The 17,965-nt window shown below is 67.8% G+C and carries 15 protein-coding genes and 1 pseudogene; 10 read left to right on the forward strand and 6 right to left on the reverse strand.

Annotated features, from left to right (window positions below; genetic code table 11):
- Positions 1–4: 4 nt before the first annotated feature.
- Entirely contained in the window at positions 5–958 is a 954-nt protein-coding gene (locus tag QFZ47_RS28275) for a dihydrodipicolinate synthase family protein (RefSeq protein WP_307658775.1), read from the reverse strand.
- 177 nt (positions 959–1,135) lie between these two features.
- Between QFZ47_RS28275 and QFZ47_RS28280 the strand changes: the two genes are divergently transcribed.
- The 8 genes from QFZ47_RS28280 (at position 1,136) to hydA (ending at position 8,827) form a co-directional block, all read left to right on the forward strand.
- Entirely contained in the window at positions 1,136–2,146 is a 1,011-nt protein-coding gene (locus QFZ47_RS28280) for a LacI family DNA-binding transcriptional regulator (protein WP_307658776.1), read from the forward strand.
- 17 nt (positions 2,147–2,163) lie between these two features.
- Complete coding sequence (locus QFZ47_RS28285; RefSeq protein ID WP_307658777.1) at positions 2,164–2,547, forward strand: tautomerase family protein; 384 nt, start codon at positions 2,164–2,166, stop codon at positions 2,545–2,547.
- A gap of 5 nt (positions 2,548–2,552) precedes the next feature.
- Positions 2,553–3,695: an acyl-CoA dehydrogenase family protein gene (locus QFZ47_RS28290; protein ID WP_307658778.1), complete on the forward strand. Its 1,143-nt coding sequence runs from the start codon at positions 2,553–2,555 to the stop codon at positions 3,693–3,695.
- A 13-nt stretch (positions 3,696–3,708) separates the two neighbouring features.
- On the forward strand, positions 3,709–5,313 hold the full coding sequence (locus tag QFZ47_RS28295; protein WP_307658779.1) for an acyl CoA:acetate/3-ketoacid CoA transferase: 1,605 nt from the start codon (positions 3,709–3,711) through the stop codon (positions 5,311–5,313).
- Positions 5,310–5,771 carry a MaoC family dehydratase gene (locus QFZ47_RS28300; protein ID WP_307658780.1) on the forward strand — a complete coding sequence of 154 codons (462 nt, stop codon included), beginning with the start codon at positions 5,310–5,312 and terminating at the stop codon, positions 5,769–5,771. The genes QFZ47_RS28295 and QFZ47_RS28300 overlap by 4 nt, the downstream gene beginning before the upstream one ends.
- A 64-nt stretch (positions 5,772–5,835) precedes the next feature.
- Positions 5,836–6,672 carry an ABC transporter substrate-binding protein gene (locus tag QFZ47_RS28305; RefSeq protein ID WP_307658781.1) on the forward strand — a complete coding sequence of 279 codons (837 nt, stop codon included), beginning with the start codon at positions 5,836–5,838 and terminating at the stop codon, positions 6,670–6,672.
- A 21-nt stretch (positions 6,673–6,693) separates the two neighbouring features.
- Positions 6,694–7,374, forward strand: coding sequence for an amino acid ABC transporter permease (locus tag QFZ47_RS28310; protein WP_307658782.1), 681 nt, complete (start codon positions 6,694–6,696; stop codon positions 7,372–7,374).
- 22 nt (positions 7,375–7,396) lie between these two features.
- Positions 7,397–8,827: a dihydropyrimidinase gene (hydA, locus tag QFZ47_RS28315; protein WP_307658783.1), complete on the forward strand. Its 1,431-nt coding sequence runs from the start codon at positions 7,397–7,399 to the stop codon at positions 8,825–8,827.
- 44 nt (positions 8,828–8,871) lie between these two features.
- Here the strand turns inward: hydA and QFZ47_RS28320 are convergent, their stop codons facing one another.
- The 3 genes and pseudogenes from QFZ47_RS28320 to QFZ47_RS28330 form a co-directional block, all read right to left on the reverse strand.
- The gene (locus QFZ47_RS28320; RefSeq protein ID WP_307658784.1) at positions 8,872–9,282 is read right to left on the reverse strand and encodes a PaaI family thioesterase; all 411 of its coding nucleotides are present in this window, start codon (positions 9,280–9,282) and stop codon (positions 8,872–8,874) included.
- A 473-nt stretch (positions 9,283–9,755) separates the two neighbouring features.
- A pseudogene (locus QFZ47_RS28325) lies at positions 9,756–10,617 on the reverse strand (isocitrate lyase/PEP mutase family protein).
- Positions 10,618–10,628: 11 nt separating this feature from the next.
- Positions 10,629–11,606 carry a Bug family tripartite tricarboxylate transporter substrate binding protein gene (locus tag QFZ47_RS28330; RefSeq protein WP_370880623.1) on the reverse strand — a complete coding sequence of 326 codons (978 nt, stop codon included), beginning with the start codon at positions 11,604–11,606 and terminating at the stop codon, positions 10,629–10,631.
- Between the two features lie 215 nt (positions 11,607–11,821).
- Here QFZ47_RS28330 and prpR point away from each other — a divergent pair, with 215 nt between their 5' ends.
- On the forward strand, positions 11,822–13,771 hold the full coding sequence (prpR, locus tag QFZ47_RS28335; protein ID WP_307658785.1) for a propionate catabolism operon regulatory protein PrpR: 1,950 nt from the start codon (positions 11,822–11,824) through the stop codon (positions 13,769–13,771).
- Between the two features lie 83 nt (positions 13,772–13,854).
- Here prpR and ilvB read toward each other — a convergent pair whose 3' ends face one another.
- Entirely contained in the window at positions 13,855–15,648 is a 1,794-nt protein-coding gene (gene ilvB, locus QFZ47_RS28340; RefSeq protein ID WP_307658786.1) for a biosynthetic-type acetolactate synthase large subunit, read from the reverse strand.
- A 122-nt stretch (positions 15,649–15,770) separates the two neighbouring features.
- Here ilvB and QFZ47_RS28345 point away from each other — a divergent pair, with 122 nt between their 5' ends.
- Entirely contained in the window at positions 15,771–16,208 is a 438-nt protein-coding gene (locus tag QFZ47_RS28345) for an Lrp/AsnC family transcriptional regulator (protein WP_055805010.1), read from the forward strand.
- An 83-nt stretch (positions 16,209–16,291) separates the two neighbouring features.
- On the opposite strand, the gene QFZ47_RS28350 is transcribed toward QFZ47_RS28345, so the two are convergent.
- Positions 16,292–17,797 (reverse strand): PPC domain-containing protein, encoded by a 1,506-nt coding sequence (locus QFZ47_RS28350; protein WP_307658788.1) that lies wholly within the window; start codon positions 17,795–17,797, stop codon positions 16,292–16,294.
- Between the last annotated feature and the right edge of the window lie 168 nt (positions 17,798–17,965).

Below are 17,965 nucleotides of genomic sequence, written 5' to 3' on the forward strand. Positions count from 1 at the left end.
TCGTTCAAGAGGACGGGAAGTCGGAGTGGCCGCCACCCAGCAGGCCTGAGGCCAGCAGCGCCGCGCGGATGCGCGCCGTGTCGTCGGCCGGCACGGGCAGGAGCGGCGGGCGCGGGTCCGGATGGGGCAGCCGGCCGAGAAGATGCAGCGCCGTCTTCATGCGGTTGTGGGCGTCGAGCCAGGGCGCGCGGTAGAAGGCCCGGCACAGCGGCACCAGCCGCTCGTTGACCGCGCGTGCGGCGAGCAGGTCGCCGCGCGCGACGGCCTCGTGCAGCGCCACCAGCAGCCCGGCGGCCACGCTGCCCAGCCCCGAAAGAATGCCGTCCGCGCCATAGGCCAGCGAAGCGAACAGCCAGCTGTTGCTGCTGCTCAGCAGCGCGACGGGACGTGGCAGCGCGCGCAATGCCCGCAGGTTGTCCTCGTAGAGCTCGGGAATGTCGCTGCCCTCCTTCACCGCCACGATGGCCGGCACGTCCGTGCAAAGCTGCGCCAGTATGTCGGTCGAGTAAGCGAGGCCCGAGGCACGCGACAGCTGGAACAGCACGATCGGCAGGTTGTTCGCGGCGGCCACCTCGCTCACGAAGCGGCGGGCCATGTCGGGGCGCGCGCCCGCACCCTGCGCGAACACCGCGGGCGGAAACAGCAGCAAGGCCGAGGCTCCGGCCTGCGCCGCGTCGCGTGCCAACGCGCAGGCCCCGCGGGTGTCGTCGGCCACCACGCCGGCCACAACGGGCACCTGGCCGGCCGCGGCCACCGCCACCCGCACCACCTGGGCGCGTTCCGCGCGATCGAGCGATGTCGCTTCGCCCGCGTGTCCGTTGACCACCACCGCACGCACCCCGGGCGTGCCGGCGATGTCGCGCACATGGGCGGCCAGTGCGTCGTCGTCGACGCGGCCGTCCGGCATGAAGGGGGTCAGGGTGGCGGGCCAGATGCCGCCGACTCCGGAGATGTGCATGGCCATCCTGTTTGTAGCGTCGCGAAAGCCGCCAGTATGCAATAACGCTGGAAACGATTGCAATCGTCGCCGACAATTCTGATCAACAATCAATTTCTTCTTGACCATTCACCTCTTGCAGAACTAGGATAAAAAAATGCAATCGTTTACAAAAAACCGCTTTCGTAAGGCCGCACCATGGCGGTGACGCTGCGCGACGTGGCCCGTGCCGCCGACGTTTCCATTGCCACGGCCTCGCGCGCACTGGCCGGCTCCAGCCTGACCAACCACGCCACGCAGCGGCACGTGATCCAGGTGGCCGCTGCCCTGGGCTACCGCACCAACACCTTCGCCCGGGCGCTCAAGACCAAGCGCTCGCGGCTCATCGGCCTCACCGTGCACAACCTGGAGAACGCCTCGTTCCAGGTGCTCGCCTCGGTGGTGCAGAAGCGCATGCAGGCGCTCGGCTACCAGGTCATCCTGAGCATCAGCGCCGACGATCCCGAGCAGGAACGCGACATCTTCAAGACCCTTGTCGACCACAGCGTCGATGGCCTGATCGCCGTGCCCAACGGCGCCAACGGCGCCCAGCTGCTGGCCATGGAGCACGCCGACATCCCGGTGATCTGCGCGGTGCGCCGCGTCGAGGGCGCCACGCTCGAATCGGTGCTTGCGGGCGACCTCGACGGCGCCTACGCCGGCACCAGGCACCTGCTGGACCTCGGGCACCGGCGCATCGGCCTGATCGTGGGCATGAGCGACACCACCTCCGGCAAGGAGCGCCTCGCGGGCTACAAGCGGGCCATGCAGGAAGCGGGCCTGCCCATCGATCCGGCGCTGATCCAGGCCGGCCGCTATGCGCCCGAGACCGGCGTGGCGGCCGCCAATGCGCTGCTGTCGATGCCCACGCCGCCTTCGGCCCTGTTCGTGGCCAACCACGAGTCCTCGCTCGGCGTGCTGCGCGTGGTGTCGGAGCGCGGGCTGCTGATTCCCGACGACCTGTCGCTGCTGTTCTACGAAGACTCGCCCTGGTTCGAATGGCAGCGCCCCGCCATCAGCGTGGTGGACAGCGGCGCGGTCGAAATGGCCAACCTCGCGGTCGACCGGCTGGTGCAGCGCCTGGGCGGCGTGGCCAACAGCGGCCGCGAATACCGCGTCGGCTCGCGGCTGATCCAGCGCGCCTCGTGCCGCGCCATCGCACCGGACTGAAACAACTTCTCCCCGACATGCCCTATCTCGAAATCCTGGCGCCGAGCGCGCCCGAAACCCGCAAGCGCACCGCCAGCCGCGCGCTGACCGACGGCGTCGTCGCGTCGTTCGGCGTCGAGCCCTCGACCGTGACCCTTTATTTCATGCCCGTCGCGCCGCACGACTACGCCCACGAGGGCCAGCTGGGCCACGACGGTGGCGAAGAGGGCCCGCGCGTGTTCGTCAAGGTGCATGCCTACCGCCGCACGCGTGACCAGCGCCGCGCGCTGGCGGCCGCCATCACGCCCGCGCTGGCGGCGTGCTTCGCCACCACCGGCGAGAACGTGGCCGTCTATTTCCTCGACCGCGAACGCGACGAAGTCGCGCACGACGGCCACCTGGCCAGCGACGAATCCGCCTGAAGACCATGACCCATTTCCTCACCGAAGACCAGATCTCGCTGCGCGACACCGCGCGCCGCTTCGCCGAGGGCGAAGTGCTGCCGCGCGCCGCAGCCATCGACCGCGAAGACAAGTTCGACCGCGTGCTGTACCGCGGCATGGCCGAGCTCGGCCTGTTCGGCGTGAGCCTGCCCGAGGCGGCCGGCGGCTCGGGCTTCGATACCGTCAGCACCTGCCTCGTGATGGAAGAACTGGCGCGCTGCTCGGGCGCCATCGGCAACGCGTTCGCGATTCCCGTCGAGGCGGCGCTGTTCCTGCATCACCACGGCAACCCGAGCCAGAAGGCGCTGATCCCCGGCATCCTCGACGGCTCCATCGTCATGGCCACCGCCATGTCCGAGCCCGACTTCGGCTCCGACGTGGCCAGCATCACCACCACCGCGCGCGCCGTGGACGACGGCTGGGTGCTCAACGGCACCAAGGCCTGGGTCACGCTCGGCGGCGTGGCCGACCGCATCATGGTGTTCGCGCGCACCGGCAAGGAGGCCGGCCACAAGTCGATCAGCTGCTTCATGGTCGATGCGCACCAGGCCGGCGTGAGCCGCGGCAAGAACGAAGAACTGCTCGGCATGCACGGCCTGGAAGACTGCCAGATCGTGCTGCAGGACGTGCACGTGCCCAGGACCGCGCTGATCGGCGCCGAGAACCAGGCCTTCAAGACGGCCATGGGCAACTTCAACTTCAGCCGGCTGCTGATGTCGTCCATGGCGCTTGGCATGGCGCAGGCCGCGATGGAAGACGCCGTGGCCTACGCCACCACGCGCAAGCAGTTCGGCGAGCCGATCATGAACTTCCAGGCGATCCAGTTCATGGTGGCCGACATGGCCACCGACATTGCCGCGGCGCGCCTCTTGATCCATCACGGCGCGCGGCTGCAGGACGCCGGCCACTCGATCGCCAAGGAAGGCGCGCAGGCCAAGCTCTTCACCACCGACATGGCGATGCGCCACGTGTCGAATGCGCTGCAGATCCACGGCGGCAACGGCTATTCGCGCGACTATCGCATCGAGCGCATCTTCCGCGACGTGCGCCTGGCGCAGATCTACGAAGGCACCAACCAGATCCAGCGCCTGATCATCTCGCGCCAGGTCGTCAAAGAACTGGCCTGAGGACGCGGCCATCATGATCGACTGCATCACCCCCGACGCCGCCGCCGCCGCGCTGCTGCGCGATGGCGACATGGTGCTGGCCGGCGGCAACGGCGGCTCGGGCGTGCCCGAAGCCGTGTTCGAAGCCATCGAGCGGCGCTTCACGGCCGGCGACGGCCCGCACGGCCTCACGCTGTTCCACGTCACCGGCGTGGGCGCGCTCACCGAAAAGGGGCTGTGCCACTTCGCGCACCCGGGCCTGGTGCGCCGCGTGATCGGCGGCAACTTCGGCATGCAGCTGCCGTTCATGAAGATGATCCTCGCGCAGGACGTGGAGGCCTACAACTTCCCGCAGGGCGTCATGACGCACCTGTGCCGCGCCATGGCGGGCCGCCAGCCCGGCGTGCTCACGCACGTGGGCCTCGAAACCTACATGGACCCGCGCCAGGACGGCGGCCGCATGAACGCGCGCACCACCGAGGCGCTGGTCGAGCTGGTGCACGTGGCCGGGCGCGACTGGCTGTTCTACCGCGCGCCCGGCGTGCCGAAGGTGGCGCTGATCCGCGGCACCTCGGCCGACGAAGATGGCTACGTGAGCATGGAGCACGAAGCCACCGCGCGCGAAGACCTCTCGATGGCGCAGGCCGTGCACAACGCCGGCGGCATCGTCATCTGCCAGGTCAAGCGCATCGTGAAGCGCGGCACGCTGCATCCGCACATGGTCAAGATCCCGGGCTTCCTGATCGATCACTTCGTGGTCGAGCCCGAGCAGATGCAGACCTACACCACGCGCTACGACCCGGCGCGCTGCGGCGAGACGGTGGTGCCCGCTTCGAGCATCGCGCCCGACCCGCTCGACGTGCGCCGCGTGGTGGCAAGGCGCGCGGCCTTCGAGCTGCGCCCGCGCGATGTGGTGAACCTCGGCGTGGGCATCTCCGCGATGATTCCCAACGTGGCCTCGGAAGAAGGCATTGCCGATCTCATCACGCTCACGGTCGAGTCGGGTGTGGTCGGCGGCGTGCCCGGCCATGCGCGCGAGTTCGGCACCTCGGTGAACCCGCGCGCGATCCTCGACCAGTCGTACCAGTTCGACTTCTACGACGGCGGCGGCCTGAGCTGCGCGTTCCTTTCGTTCGCGCAGGTCGACCCGCAAAGCAACGTTAACGTCACGCGCTTCGGCAAGCGCTACGACGGCGCGGGCGGCTTCATCAACATCACGCAGAACACGCAGCGCCTGGTGTTCAACGGCTCGCTGACAGGCGGCGACTTCGACATCGGCGTGACTGACGGCAAGCTCGACATTCGCCGCGACGGCGCATTCAAGAAGTTCGTGCCGGCCGTCGACCAGATCAGCTTCTCGGGGCGGCTCGCGCGCGAGCGCGGCCAGCAAGTGAGCTTCGTGACCGACCGCGCCGTGTTCGAACTCGAAGCCGACGGGCTCGTGCTCACCGAGATCGCGCCCGGAGTGCGCCTGAAGGAAGACGTGCTCGAGAAGATCGGCTTCGCGGTGCGCGTCAGCGAGCAGCTGCGCACCATGGACGCACGCATCTTCCGCAGCGGCCCCATGGGCGTGCACGACGAGTTCATTGCGAAAGCGCCGCGCCACGCGGGCAACGCGGCGCAGGGAGAACGGGCATGAGCGACGTGTATTTCGAAGACGTCGCGATCGGCGCCGAGCTGCGCAGCAAGAGCCACGTCGTGAGCGCCGAAGACATCGGCCGCTTCTGCGACCTCACGCACGACCACCACCCGCTGCACACCGATGCTGGCTACGCGCAGTCGCGCGGCTTTCCGGGCGTCATTGCGCACGGTCTGTTCGGCCTCTCGCTGATGGAGGGGCTCAAGACCGCCTTGAAGATCTACGAGAACAGCTCCATCGCTTCGCTCGGCTGGGATCAGGTCCGATTCTTGCGGCCTGTGGTTGCAGGCGATGCGGTGCACGTGGTGTTCCGCTTCACCGACAAACGTCTTTCGGCGCGTGGCGGCCGCGGCGTGGTGACCGAGAGCCTGCAGCTCGTCAACCAGCGCGCAGAGCCCGTGATCGAAGCCGTGCACGTGGCATTGGTCGCTTGTCGAGAAGCGGCCGAGCCGGCCTGATTCCGATTGCCCTGAGTTCTTCTCTTTCATTCCTCCCTGTCTTCAACGAAAGCATCTCATGCACATGATCAAACTGTCCCTGGGTTTCTTCGTCGGCCTCGTGCTGAGCGGCTCGGTCCTTGCCCAGACCTGCACACCCAAGGTCTCGGCCGAACACCTGACCGCACCCGGCAAGCTCCAGATGTCCACCAACCCGACGCTGCCGCCACAGCAGTTCGTCGACAGCAAGGGCGAGCTCCAGGGGCTCAACATCGAACTCGGCCGCGCCGTCGCGAAGCAGCTGTGCCTGGAACCCGTCTTCGTGCGCATGGACATGCCGCCGATGGTGCCCGCGCTGCAGGCCGGCCGCTTCGACGTGATCAACACCGGCCTGTTCTGGACCGAGGAGCGCTCCAAGCTCATGTTCCAGGTGCCGTACGGCCAGCAATCGATGAGCATCTACACCGTGCCCAACAGCAAGCTCGCCGTGAGCAAGTTCGAAGACCTCTCGGGCCACGTCGTCGGCATCGAGACCGGCACCTACGCGGAGCGCAAGTCGCGCGAATCGAATGCGGCCATGGTCGCCAAGGGCATGGCACCGATCGACTTCCGCACCTTTGCAACGGCCTCCGAAACCACGGCCGCACTGCGCGCCGGACAGCTCGAAGCGGGCATCAACATCGACGAGACGGCCATTGCCTTCGAGGAGCGCGGCATCGTCAAGATCCGCGCGAGCGGTCTCTACGGCACCGACATCACGCTGTCGTTCCGCGACCGCGCGGTCGCCGATGCCGTCGCGCAGGCCCTGACCGACCTGAAGGCCGATGGCACCTACGACAAGCTGTTCGACAAGTTCCGCATGACGCGCCTCAAGGACACCACCAAGTTCGCGATCCGCGGCCCCGGCCCGGTACCGAAGTAAGCAAGCCGAGAGGGCCCGGGCGTGTTCAATTTCGATGCCTTCCTGTCCTACTTCGTCAACCCGTTCCTCCTGGGGGGCGTGGGAATCACGATCGGGCTGACCATTGCGACCATCGCGATCGGCCTGGCCCTGGCGCTTCCCCTGGCGCTGGGCAGCATGTCTACGCATCGATTCCTGTCGGCGCCGGCGCGCTTCTACATCTGGGTCTTTCGCGGCACGCCGCTGCTGGTGCAAATCGTCATCATCTACACCGGCCTGCCGCAGCTGGGCCTGCGCTTCGACGTGCTGACCTCCGCGGTGCTGGCACTGAGCCTGAACGAAGCCGCATACCTGTCGGAGACCATTCGCGGCGGATTCTCCGCCATCGCCAAGGGGCAGATCGAAGCGGCCAAAGCGCTGAGCCTGTCGCGCTTTGCCACCCTGCGGCTGGTGACGCTGCCGCAAGTGCTGCGCGTGATCATTCCGCCGCTGGGCAATTCGGTGAACGGCTTGCTCAAGGCCACGTCGCTGGCCTCGGTGATCTCGATGGAAGAGCTGATGCGCCGCGCGCAGGTGCTCATGCAGGAGAAATTCGAAGTGCTCGAACTCTATTGCGTTGCGGCCTGCTTCTACCTCGTGCTGACCACGCTCTGGGATCGCGTGCAGGTGCGGCTGGAGCGGCACTACGGCAGGGGCTACGCGGTGGCGCGCGGCGCGGCTTGAACCGGATTCATCTGAACCAACCATGTCCACTTCAACCTCTGATTTCGACCTCGTCGTGCGCAACGCGCGCGTCGTCACGGCTTGCGACACCTTCGATTGCGACATCGGCATTCGTGATGGACGCATCGTGCAGCTCGGCCTCGCGCTGGACGGCGGCGCGCGCGAGATCGATGCGGCCGGCCGCACCGTCACGCCCGGCGGCGTCGACGCCCATTGCCACCTCGACCAGCCGATGCCCGCGCCCATGCGCAACGCCGACAACTTCGACACCGGCACGCGCAGCGCGGCCTGCGGCGGCACCACCACCGTGATTCCCTTCGCCGCGCAGCAAAAGGGCCAGTCGCTGCGCGCCGCGGTCGAGGACTACCGCGCCCGCGCGGCCGGCAAGGCGCACGTGGACTACGCCTTCCACCTGATCGTGAGCGATCCGACGCCCACCGTGCTGAACGAGGAACTCCCCGCGCTCATCCGCGAAGGCTTCACCTCGTTCAAGATCTACATGACCTACGACGACATGAAGCTGGACGACGGCCAGATCCTCGACGTGCTCGACGTTGCGCGGCGGCACGGCGCCATGGCCATGATCCACGCCGAGAACGCCGACTGCATCGAATGGCTCACGCGCCGCCTCGAAGCCGCCGGGCGCACCGCGCCGCGCTACCACGCGCATGCACGGCCGATGCTGGTGGAGCGCGAAGCTACGCACCGCGCCATCGCGCTGGCCGAGCTGGTCGACGTGCCGATCCTGATCGTGCACGTGTCGGGCCGCGAGGCGGTGGAGCAGATTCGCTGGGCGCGCGCGCACGGCCTCCACGTGTTTGCCGAGACCTGCCCGCAATACCTCTTCCTCACGGCCGAGGACTTGGGGCTGGACGACAGCTACAAAGGCGCCAAGTGCGTGTGCAGCCCGCCGCCGCGCGACAAGGCCAACCAGCAGGTGATCTGGGACGGACTCAACGATGGGCTGTTCACGGTGTTCTCGTCCGACCACGCCCCCTTCAGGTACGACGCGCCCGAGGGCAAGAAGCCCGGCGGCGAAGAGGTGGCCTTCCGACACATTCCCAACGGCATTCCGGGCCTGGAGACGCGCATGCCGCTGCTGTGGTCCGAGGGCGTGCTCGCAGGGCGCATGACGCCGCACCGATTCGTCGAGCTCACGGCCACCGGGCCGGCCAAGGCCTACGGCCTGCATCCGCGCAAGGGCACGATCGCGGTCGGCGCCGACGCCGACCTGGTGATCTGGGACCAGCGCGAGTTCGTGCTGAAGAACGAGCTGCTGCACCACGAGGTCGACTACACGCCCTACGAGGGCATGACGCTGCGGGCGTGGCCCGGCGTCACGCTCAGCCGCGGCGAGGTCGTGTGGAGCCGCGACGATGGCTTTCGGCCGATGCCCGGACGCGGCGAGCTGCTGCACTGCGGCGTGCCGACATTGATGCCCAGGCCCGCCTGATCGCCCTGCCCGTGCCAACCGTCCAGGTCAGTCGGCCATGAGGCTCACGGTGCCGCGTCGAGCACCAGTTGCGTCTGCGTGACCACGGCGCAGAGCTTGCCTTCCGCGCTGGTGATCGCGGTCTGCCAGACCATCGTGGTGCGCCCGCGGTGCAATGCGACGCAGGTGCCGGTCACCGTGCTGCCGAGGCGTGCGCCGGCAATGAACTTGGTGCTCGAATCCGTGGTCGTCGTTCGCTTGCCCTCCGCCAGGTTTACGATCGTGCCGATGGCGCCCAGCGTGTCGGCAAAGGCCATCGAGGCGCCGCCGTGCAGGATGCCGCCGGCGGTGCAGAGGTCCTGGCGCACCGCCATCTCCGCCACCACGCGATCGGGCGCCAGCGCCGTGAGCCTGATGCCCATCAGGTCGGGAAACAGTCCGGCGAACAGCTTTTGAATGCCTTCCATATCGGTCATCGAAGTCTCCTTGGGGCGGACAGCCTAGTGGAAAGCCTCGATCATTGCGAGGCTTGGCGGCGCCTACACTGCAGCCGCTTGGCACGAAGCGTGCGGGCCAACGGCAGGAGCCCCACCATGCACCATGACACGGCACCCGAACTGAGCTTTGCGCCCCGTCTCTCCGGGCGACGTTCAGGGCTACTCCACCGCGCTCGATTCGCTGGTCTATCCCGGCGAACTCAGCGCGCGGGACACCAATCCGCGCATGAGCCTCAAGGCCTGCCGCCTCGTGGGCGGCGGCCTGGCGATCAGCTTCGCCTCGACACCGCTCGCGGTGCGGCACGGGCCCACCGCAAGTCGCCGGATTGATCGGCGTACGTGGCGGCCTGCCGATGGAAGCGTTCGATGGCCTGCGCGCCGGGCACAAGGATAAGTTCAACGCCGACCTGCTGGCGTTCATCAAGTCCTGAGCGGGCGGGGCGTCGCGCCGCTCAGGCGTAGCGACGCTCGAGCGCATCCCATTCAGGCTTGCCGACGAGCCGCTGGCGCTCCGCGAACGGAGTGACCAGCGCGGGGTTTTCGTCGAGGCGCCTTGTGTCACGCAGGACCGTCAGCGCCTTCTGCATGCCGGCCACCGCGCCCTGCAGCGCGGCATTCGCATAGAGCACGAGCCCGTAGCCCATGCCGCCGAGCTCCCGGGCACCGAAGATGGGCGTCTTGCCGCCGACCACCATATTCATGAGCTGCGGGCGATCCAGGCGCTGCGGCAGAGCGCGGATCTCGTCGGCGCTGGTCACGGCTTCGACGAACAGGATGTCGGCGCCGGCCTCCGCGAACCTCTGCGCGCGCTCGACGGCCGCCTCGAAGCCGTGCACCGCGCAGGCATCGGTGCGCGCCAGGATCAGCAGGTCGGCGTCCTGCCTGGCATCGGCCGCGGCCTTGATCTTGTTGACGGCCTCCTCGGTGGAAATCACGTCCCTTGCCCGAGAAGTGGCCGCAGCGCTTGGGCGCGACCTGGTCCTCGAACTGGATGCAGTCGGCGCCCGCGCGCTCCAGCGTGCGCACGGTGTGGCGCACGTTCAGCGCATTGCCGAAGCCCGTGTCGGCATCGACGATCAGCGGCAAGCCGACGGCATCGCGGATGCGCGCCGTGTGGTCGGCCATCTCGGCCAGCCCCACGAAGCCCTGGTCCGGCAGGCCGAACCACATGTTGGTGACGCCGGCGCCGGTGATGTAGATTGCCTCGAAGCCCAGGTCTTCGACCACCTTGGCCGACAACGCATTGAAGGCGCCCGGCACCAGGGCACCGCGGCGGGCCTCCACCAGGGCGCGGAGTTGTTGTTTGGTGTTCATGGGTGTGCTCATCACTTTTCCTGCATCTGGGCGGCCTTGACGATCTCGCCCAGGCGCTTGCGTTCGGCATCGGTGAACTTCACGAACTCCTGGCGCGTACCGCCGATGGGCTCGATGCCCAGGCCCTTGAGCTTGGCCACCGTGGCGGGTTCGCGCATGGCCTTGTCCACGGCGGCAGCCAGCTTGTCGAGGATGTCGTCGGGTGTGCCGCGCGGCGCATGAAGGCCGGCCCAGTGCGCGATCTGCAGATCGGCAAAGCCCTGCTCCACGGCCGTGGAAAGTTCCGGATACGCCGAGATGCGCTGCGTCCAGGTGGTGGCCAGCGCCTTGAACTTGCCATCGCCGCGGATGTGCGGCAGCGCGATGATGCTGGCCTCGGACGTGCCCTCGACCTGCCCGCCGAGCACGGCCGTGGTGCTCTCCGAACCGCTCTTGTACGGCACGGGCTGCAGCTTGGCGCCGTACTTCACGTTGAGCATCTCGGCCACGAAGTGCGGCGTGCTGCCGGTGCCGGCGGTGGCAAAGTTGAAGCCCACGCCCTTCTTCGAGGCCTCGACGAAATCGCGCAGGTTGTTGTACGGCGCCGACTTGGGCACCACCACCACCGATGGCGCCAGTCCGATCATGACCGCCGGCACCAGGTCCTCGTCCTTGAAGGGCAGCGACTTCTTGATCATGCTATTGGAGATGACGCCGGCCGCGCTGATCAGGAATGTGTAGCCATCGGGCGCGCTCCTGGCCACCAGGTCGGCACCGAGCGAGCCGCCCGCGCCGGGCCGGTTGTCGATGATGACGGGCTGGCCCAGCACTTTCGCGGCGCCTTCCGCCGCCGCGCGCGCCATGAGGTCGTTCGCACCGCCCGGCGCGAACGGAACGACGAAGCGGATGGTCTTGGCGGGCCAGGCCTGGGCCTGCGCGGACAGCGGCAGGACGCAGGCCAGCGCGGCGGCAGCGGCGCTGGCCATGGCGAAACGGCGGTTGAGTTTCATGGGGTCTCCTGGGTATGTGAGCGGACAAGCGTTCCGCGGGGTTGCCTCGAGTTCTGCGCAAACGCCGTACCACCGATCCGGGGCGCACCCGATCCGTCCCAAGTCGTTGATTTCAAACATATCCACGATGCCGCATGGTGCCGTGCGCGCGCCCGTCATTTCAGTTGTTGTTCACAAATGACACAATCAAACCAGCTGAACTGAACAAGCCGCCCATGCTCTCGCCCTCTTCCTCATCCGCGCCGCGGCCGCTGCATATCGTCGCCGTGGCCCGCCATCGGCTGGGCCGCGTGCTCGCGCGGCTGGTCCCCGAATTGGCTGCAGAGGCGCACATCGAGCTGGTCGGACATGCCTTTGACGACGCCGTGGCCGCCGTGCGCGCACTGCATGCCCGCTCTCCCGTCGACGCGGTGGTGGCCGCGGGCGCCAGTGGCGAATGGCTGCGCCAACACCTGGACATCCCGGTGGCGATGGTGGAGGTGCGCGGCTTCGACCTGATGCGCGCACTGGCCGCCGCGCGCGCCATCTCGCCCAAGGTGGGCCTGGTCTCGTTCGACGGCCCGTCGGAGCATCTGGCCCAGCTGGACGCCCTGTTTGCCATGGGCATCGCGCAGTTCAGCTACCGCAGTCCGGACGATGCGCCCGCCTGTGTGGAGGCGCTGCGCGCGGCCGGCGTCGGGGCGGTGGTCGCGCCTGGGCTGGTGTCCGACCTGGCCGAACAGGCCGGCATTGCCAGCGTGCTGATGTATTCCGACGACGCGGTGCGCCAGGCGCTGCAGGACGCCGTGCATCTGGCCCGCCACAGCCGCGCGGACCGCGCGCGCCACGAACGGCTGGGCACCATCCTCGGCCAGTTGCAGGACGGCGTGGTCGCGGTCGACCTGCGCCAGCGCATCGAGGCCCTGAACCCCGTGATGGCAAACCTGCTGGGCGCGCCGGTGGCCGAACTCGCCGGCCGCGTGCTGAGCGACGTGGAGCCCGTGCTGGACCTGGGCGCCACGCTGCTCCTGCGCGAAACCCCGCCCGAGGAGGTGCTGCAGATCGGCATGCGCACGCTGGTCGTGCGGCGCGCGCCCATCGTCGAAAACGGCGAGGTCACCGGCGCGCTGCTGGTGTGCCGCGACCCGGCCGTCATCCAGCGCGCCGATCGCCACTTGCGCGCCAACCAGCGGCAACGGGGCGCCCCCGCGCGCTACCGGATCGAGGCCTTTGCCGGCGACAGTGCCGCGGCGCGGCGCGTGCGCGAGCTGGCGGCGCAGTGCGCGGCCAGCGACGCCACCGTGCTCGTCATCGGCGAGAGCGGCACCGGCAAGGAACTGGTGGCGCAGGGCATCCACACGGCCAGCCGGCGCGCGTCGCAGCCCTTCTTGGCCGTGAACTGCGCCGCGCTGAGCGAGAGCCTGCTCGAAAGCGAGCTGTTCGGCTACGAGGAAGGTGCCTTCACCGGCGCGCGGCGCGGCGGCAAGACCGGCCTGATCGAAGCCGCCCATACCGGCACCCTGTTCCTCGACGAGATCGGCGACATGCCGCTGGCTCTGCAGACGCGGCTGCTGCGCGTGCTGCAGGAGCGCGAGGTGCTGCGCCTGGGCGCGACCGCGGCGGTGCCGGTGGACCTGCGTGTGATCGCGGCCACGCATGCCAATCTGGCGGCGCAGGTGGAGCGCGGCCTGTTCCGCCGCGATCTGTACTACCGGCTTGCGGTGCTGCGCATCGAGACGCCGCCGCTGCGCGAGCGTGGCAGCGACATCGCCGCCCTGGCGGCTGGCCTGCTGGCGCGCCGCGGCGGCGCGGCGGGCGTGCCGGCGGCGCAGGCATCGGCCTGGCTTGCGGCCCTGCTGGAGCTGGCCGCGGGCTACAGCTGGCCCGGCAATGTGCGGGAGCTGGAGAATTTTGTCGAGCGCCTGCTGGCCTGCCACGACTACCTGTCGCCGGCCGGCCGGCTCGACCGCGGCCGGCTGCTCGAGGTGTTCCCGGAATGCACGCAGCCCCGCCCGGCGCCGGTGCGCGAACGCCTGCTCAAGGGCGCTCGGGTTGCCGCGGAGCGGCAGCGCGTGCGCGAAGTGCTTCAGTCGGTGCAGGGCGACCAGAACCAGGCCTGCGCCATCCTCGGCATCAGCCGCTCGACCTTGTGGCGGCGGCTGCGCGAGGAAGAACCGGCGGCATGAGCCCCCGCCCGGCCGCTCCGAAGGGGGCTCGCACCGCAGTGCGAAGCACGGAGGTTACCCAATGAGCCGCCACGAGGGATCGCCTACGCTTCCTCGTACCAGCGGTCCTTCGCCAGCATCACCCGGTGGTGCCCCTGCCCCGCCGGCATCATCGGAAAGCAGTTCTCCTGCGCCGCGACCTGCACGTCAAGGAAGAACGGTCCTTCGCTGGCCAGGCATTCGGCCAGCGCCGCTTCGAGCTCGGCCGGGTCCGACACACGCCGCGCGCCCCAGCCGAAGGCCTTGGCCAGCGCCACGAAGTCGGGCAGCGCCTCGTTCCAGCTGTGGCTCAGCCGGTTGCCATGGTTGAGCTCCTGCCACTGCCGCACCATGCCCATGTAGCCGTTGTTGCACAGCACCAGCTTCACCGGCGCGCGGTGCTGCACGGCCGTTGACAGCTCCTGGATGTTCATGAGCACCGACGCATCGCCGCTCACGCAGACGGTGAGCGCATCGGGGTGGCCGATCTGCGCGCCGATGGCCGCGGGCAGCCCGTAGCCCATCGTGCCGGCGCCGCCCGACGTGAGCCAGCGGCGCGGGCTGTCGAAGCGCAGGTACTGCGCGGCCCACATCTGGTGCTGGCCCACGTCGGTCGAGACGATCGCGCCGCGGCCCGCGATCGCCCGCTGCAGCGACGACATCAGCTGCTGCGGCAGGATCGCATCGCCGCGCGGCGCGAAGCGCAGGCACTCTTGCGCGCGCCAGCGCTCGATGCGCTCCCACCAGGGCGCGAGCCGTTCGGGCGCCAGGCCTTCGGCGGGCAGCAGGTCAAGCACGGCGCCGAGGATCGCGGCGCAATCGCCCACCATGGGCACATCGACCTTCACCACCTTGTTGATGCTGCCGGGGTCGATGTCGATGTGGATCTTGCGCGCATGCGGGCAGAACTCGTCGAGCTTGCCCGTCACGCGGTCGTCGAAGCGCGCACCGACGCACACCACCAGGTCGGCCTCGTGCATCGCAAGGTTGGCTTCGAGCATGCCGTGCATGCCCAGCATGCCGATGAATTTCGGGTCCGATGCCGGGAAGGCGCCGAGCCCCATCAGCGTGAGCGTGCACGGCGCATGCAGCCGGCGCACCAGCTGCGCGAAGGCCTCGCAGGCAGCCGGCCCCGAGTTGATCAGCCCGCCGCCGCCGTAGAGCACCGGCCGGCGCGCGGTCGAGAGCAGGTCAGCCGCGCGCTGCAGCATCGCCTTCGGTGGCAGCGCCGCCCTGCCCGTGCGCAGCGCGCGCATCGGCGCAGGCGCGGTGCCGTGCCCGAGGCGCATGAGCTGGATGTCCTTCGGCACGTCGAGCAGCACCGGCCCCGGCCGGCCCGACGAGGCGATCTCCAGCGCGCGCCGCACCAGGCCCGGCACGTCGTCGGCCGCACGCACCTGCCGGTTCCACTTGGTGACGGGGCGCGACATGCCCAGCGCATCGCTTTCCTGGAAGGCCTGCGTGCCGATCACTGCGGTCGCGACCTGCCCGCTGATGCAGAGCACCGGCACCGAATCGCTCATCGCGTCGAGCAGCCCGGTGATGGTGTTGCCCACGCCGGGCCCCGAGGTGACCAGCACCACGCCCACGCGCCCCGTGCTGCGCGAATAGCCTTCGGCCGCATGCACCGCGGCCTGCTCGTGCCGCACCAGCACATGGCGCAGCCGCGCTTCGCCATGCAGCGCGTCGTACAGCGGCAGCGCGGCGCCGCCGGGGTAGCCGAAGATGGTGTCGACGCCGCACTCGACCAGCGTGTCGAGCAGGGCCTCGGCTCCGTTGCGCACGCGGATGGCCGCCCTGGAGGCATCCTCAGGGTGAAGGGACAGGGAGGACGGAAGGGGAAGGTCGAGCAGTCGCATGCCGTCGATTCTTCCGGTTCTGATGCAGAATTTGCTTCTTTCTTTTGGCTCTTTTGGCCTCAATCATGAAAACCCTTCGGAAAACAGCGGCAAACGAAGAAGGATCTTTCGACAAGATCGATATGGCGATCCTCCGGGTGCTGCTGCTCGACTCGCGCAAGACCCTGCAGGAGATCGGCCACGAGGTCGGCCTGTCGCCCACCAGCTGCTGGACGCGCATCAAGAAGCTCGAAGCCCAGGGCGTGATCAAGCGCTACACCATCGACGTGGACCCGGCCAAGCTCGGCTACCACGACTCGGTGATCGTGCAGGTCACGCTCGAAAGCCACACCGACGAAACGCTCTACGACTTCGGCCGCGTGCTCGCGACCATTCCGGAGATCCAGGAGGCCTACCTGGTGTCGGGCGACTACGACTACTACATCCGCATCGCGGTGCGCGACACGCGCGACTACGAACGGCTGTTGCGCGAAAAGCTCTACAAGATCCCGGGCATCCGCCACAGCAAGTCGCACTTCGTGCTGCGCGTGCTGAAGGAAACGAGCGTGCCGGTCATCTGACGGGCGGCCGGCACCGGCTCAGAGCCGGATCAGCTCGACCCGCCGGTTCTTCGCGCAAAACGCAGGCCGTGGCCGGACGAGCATCAGTCGTAGCTGGCGCTCAGGCCGACCGACGAGTAGGCGCTGCGTCCGTGGATCGCAATGTAGAAGTCACCGGGCAGCGGATTGCTGATCGCGATGGCTTCGTTGCTGCCGTTGACGTAGGGGCGGTAGTCCCAGGCCGTCAACGAAGGGAGTGCGCCGAGGCGGATGTACATGTCGCCATCACCACCGCCGACGGGGCCGGTCATGTTGATGTTCAGCTGCGCGATGCCGGGGGGGACCGTGATCCTGTAATAGCTCCAGCTGTCGGCGCCGCCTGCCAGGCCTTGGGCGGGCTGATTGTTCAGGAGTTGCACAAGGGGCGGCCGGGTGTCCATCTTGAAGGAGCGCACCATGACGTCCCATCCGGTCGCGGCAGTGTTGCTGAGCCATGCCACGGCAAAATTTCCCACCGGATCCATGGCCAGAAGCGGGCTGGCTGCAAATTGGGGCTGGGGCGGGTCGACGCGAAATTCATCGGTGATCGGAGTTCCATCTCTGCGAAATTGTCGTGCGGCCAATGTGGAGGTTTGGGGACCACCGACCACGCCACTCGATGCAATCCATGAAACAACGAAATCTCCATTCTCCGCAACTGCCGGATTGGGGCCGGGCTCGCCCTCGTGGATGCGCTGGTTGACCCGCACGAGCCCGGTGGGGTTGCCATTCGCGTCGTAGGGCCGGGCGTAGATGTTCCACGTGTAGTTGTCGTCCTGGGACGCGCTCCATGCAATCACGGATTTCCCCCCGGGTTCCATGGCAATAAGGCCGCCTGAACTGTAGATCGACCGGATGGCGCTGACGACGAGTGCCGGCGTCAGCGCAACACCTGCGCGGCTGAAGCGCTGCATCATGATGTTGGACTGGTTGGCCGTAGGACCGGGTCTGGTCGCAAATGACAGTGCGATGTTTCCGGCATCGTCCGTGGCGATCGAACTGGGGCCGGAGAGTTTGTCCGCGGCATCCGATGCAACGATGATTTCAGGGCCGATCGGAATGCCGCTGGTATTGAACCGCCTGATCGCAATTGTCCGGGGAGCCTCTTGCGAGCTCGATCGCGAATAGGCTGCGGTGATATTGCCATCCGTATCCATGCTGGCGACCGTGCTCGTCGAATCCGGGGTTGTTTGGAAACTGGAGAGCAGGTTCCCGTTTCTGTCATAGGCCATGACTCTTCCGGGATGGCTTCCGAAAGCGAAATTGCCGGCGCGGTCGACCGAGAAATTCGCATACGCCGGGGGCGCCAGGATCAGGTGCTTGGTCAGATAAGGTGTCCCTGACGACCTGACTCTTTGAGCGTAGGTGGCATTTGCTGCGGCGTCGAACCAGATCAGGAGCTTTTCTCCGTTTGATCCTGCGGAGAAGTAAATCGGACGCTGATTGCCGGCCGTGGCGGTATTCACCATGACGGGATCCCCGAGCGGCGCAGCCTGCGCCTGCGCAGCAACGGCAAGTCCCGACAGGCAGCCCAATGACATCAAAAGCCGTGTCAGCAAGGTATGAGGCATGGGGTCCTTCTTTCCCAAGTTGTGATTTCGATGATTTGTTCTTCGATTGGCAGCTCGGCAGGATGATGATGTCTTGGTCGATCAAGTTGTCAACGTAGAGTTAAGTTGCCGTCGGCGCTCTGCGTGGGTCGAAGCTAGACGTTGTGTTTCTCTTGACCGGAATCAAAG

Origin of the sequence: Variovorax paradoxus (genome assembly GCF_030815975.1) — a bacterium.
GTDB lineage: Bacteria > Pseudomonadota > Gammaproteobacteria > Burkholderiales > Burkholderiaceae_C > Variovorax > Variovorax paradoxus_N.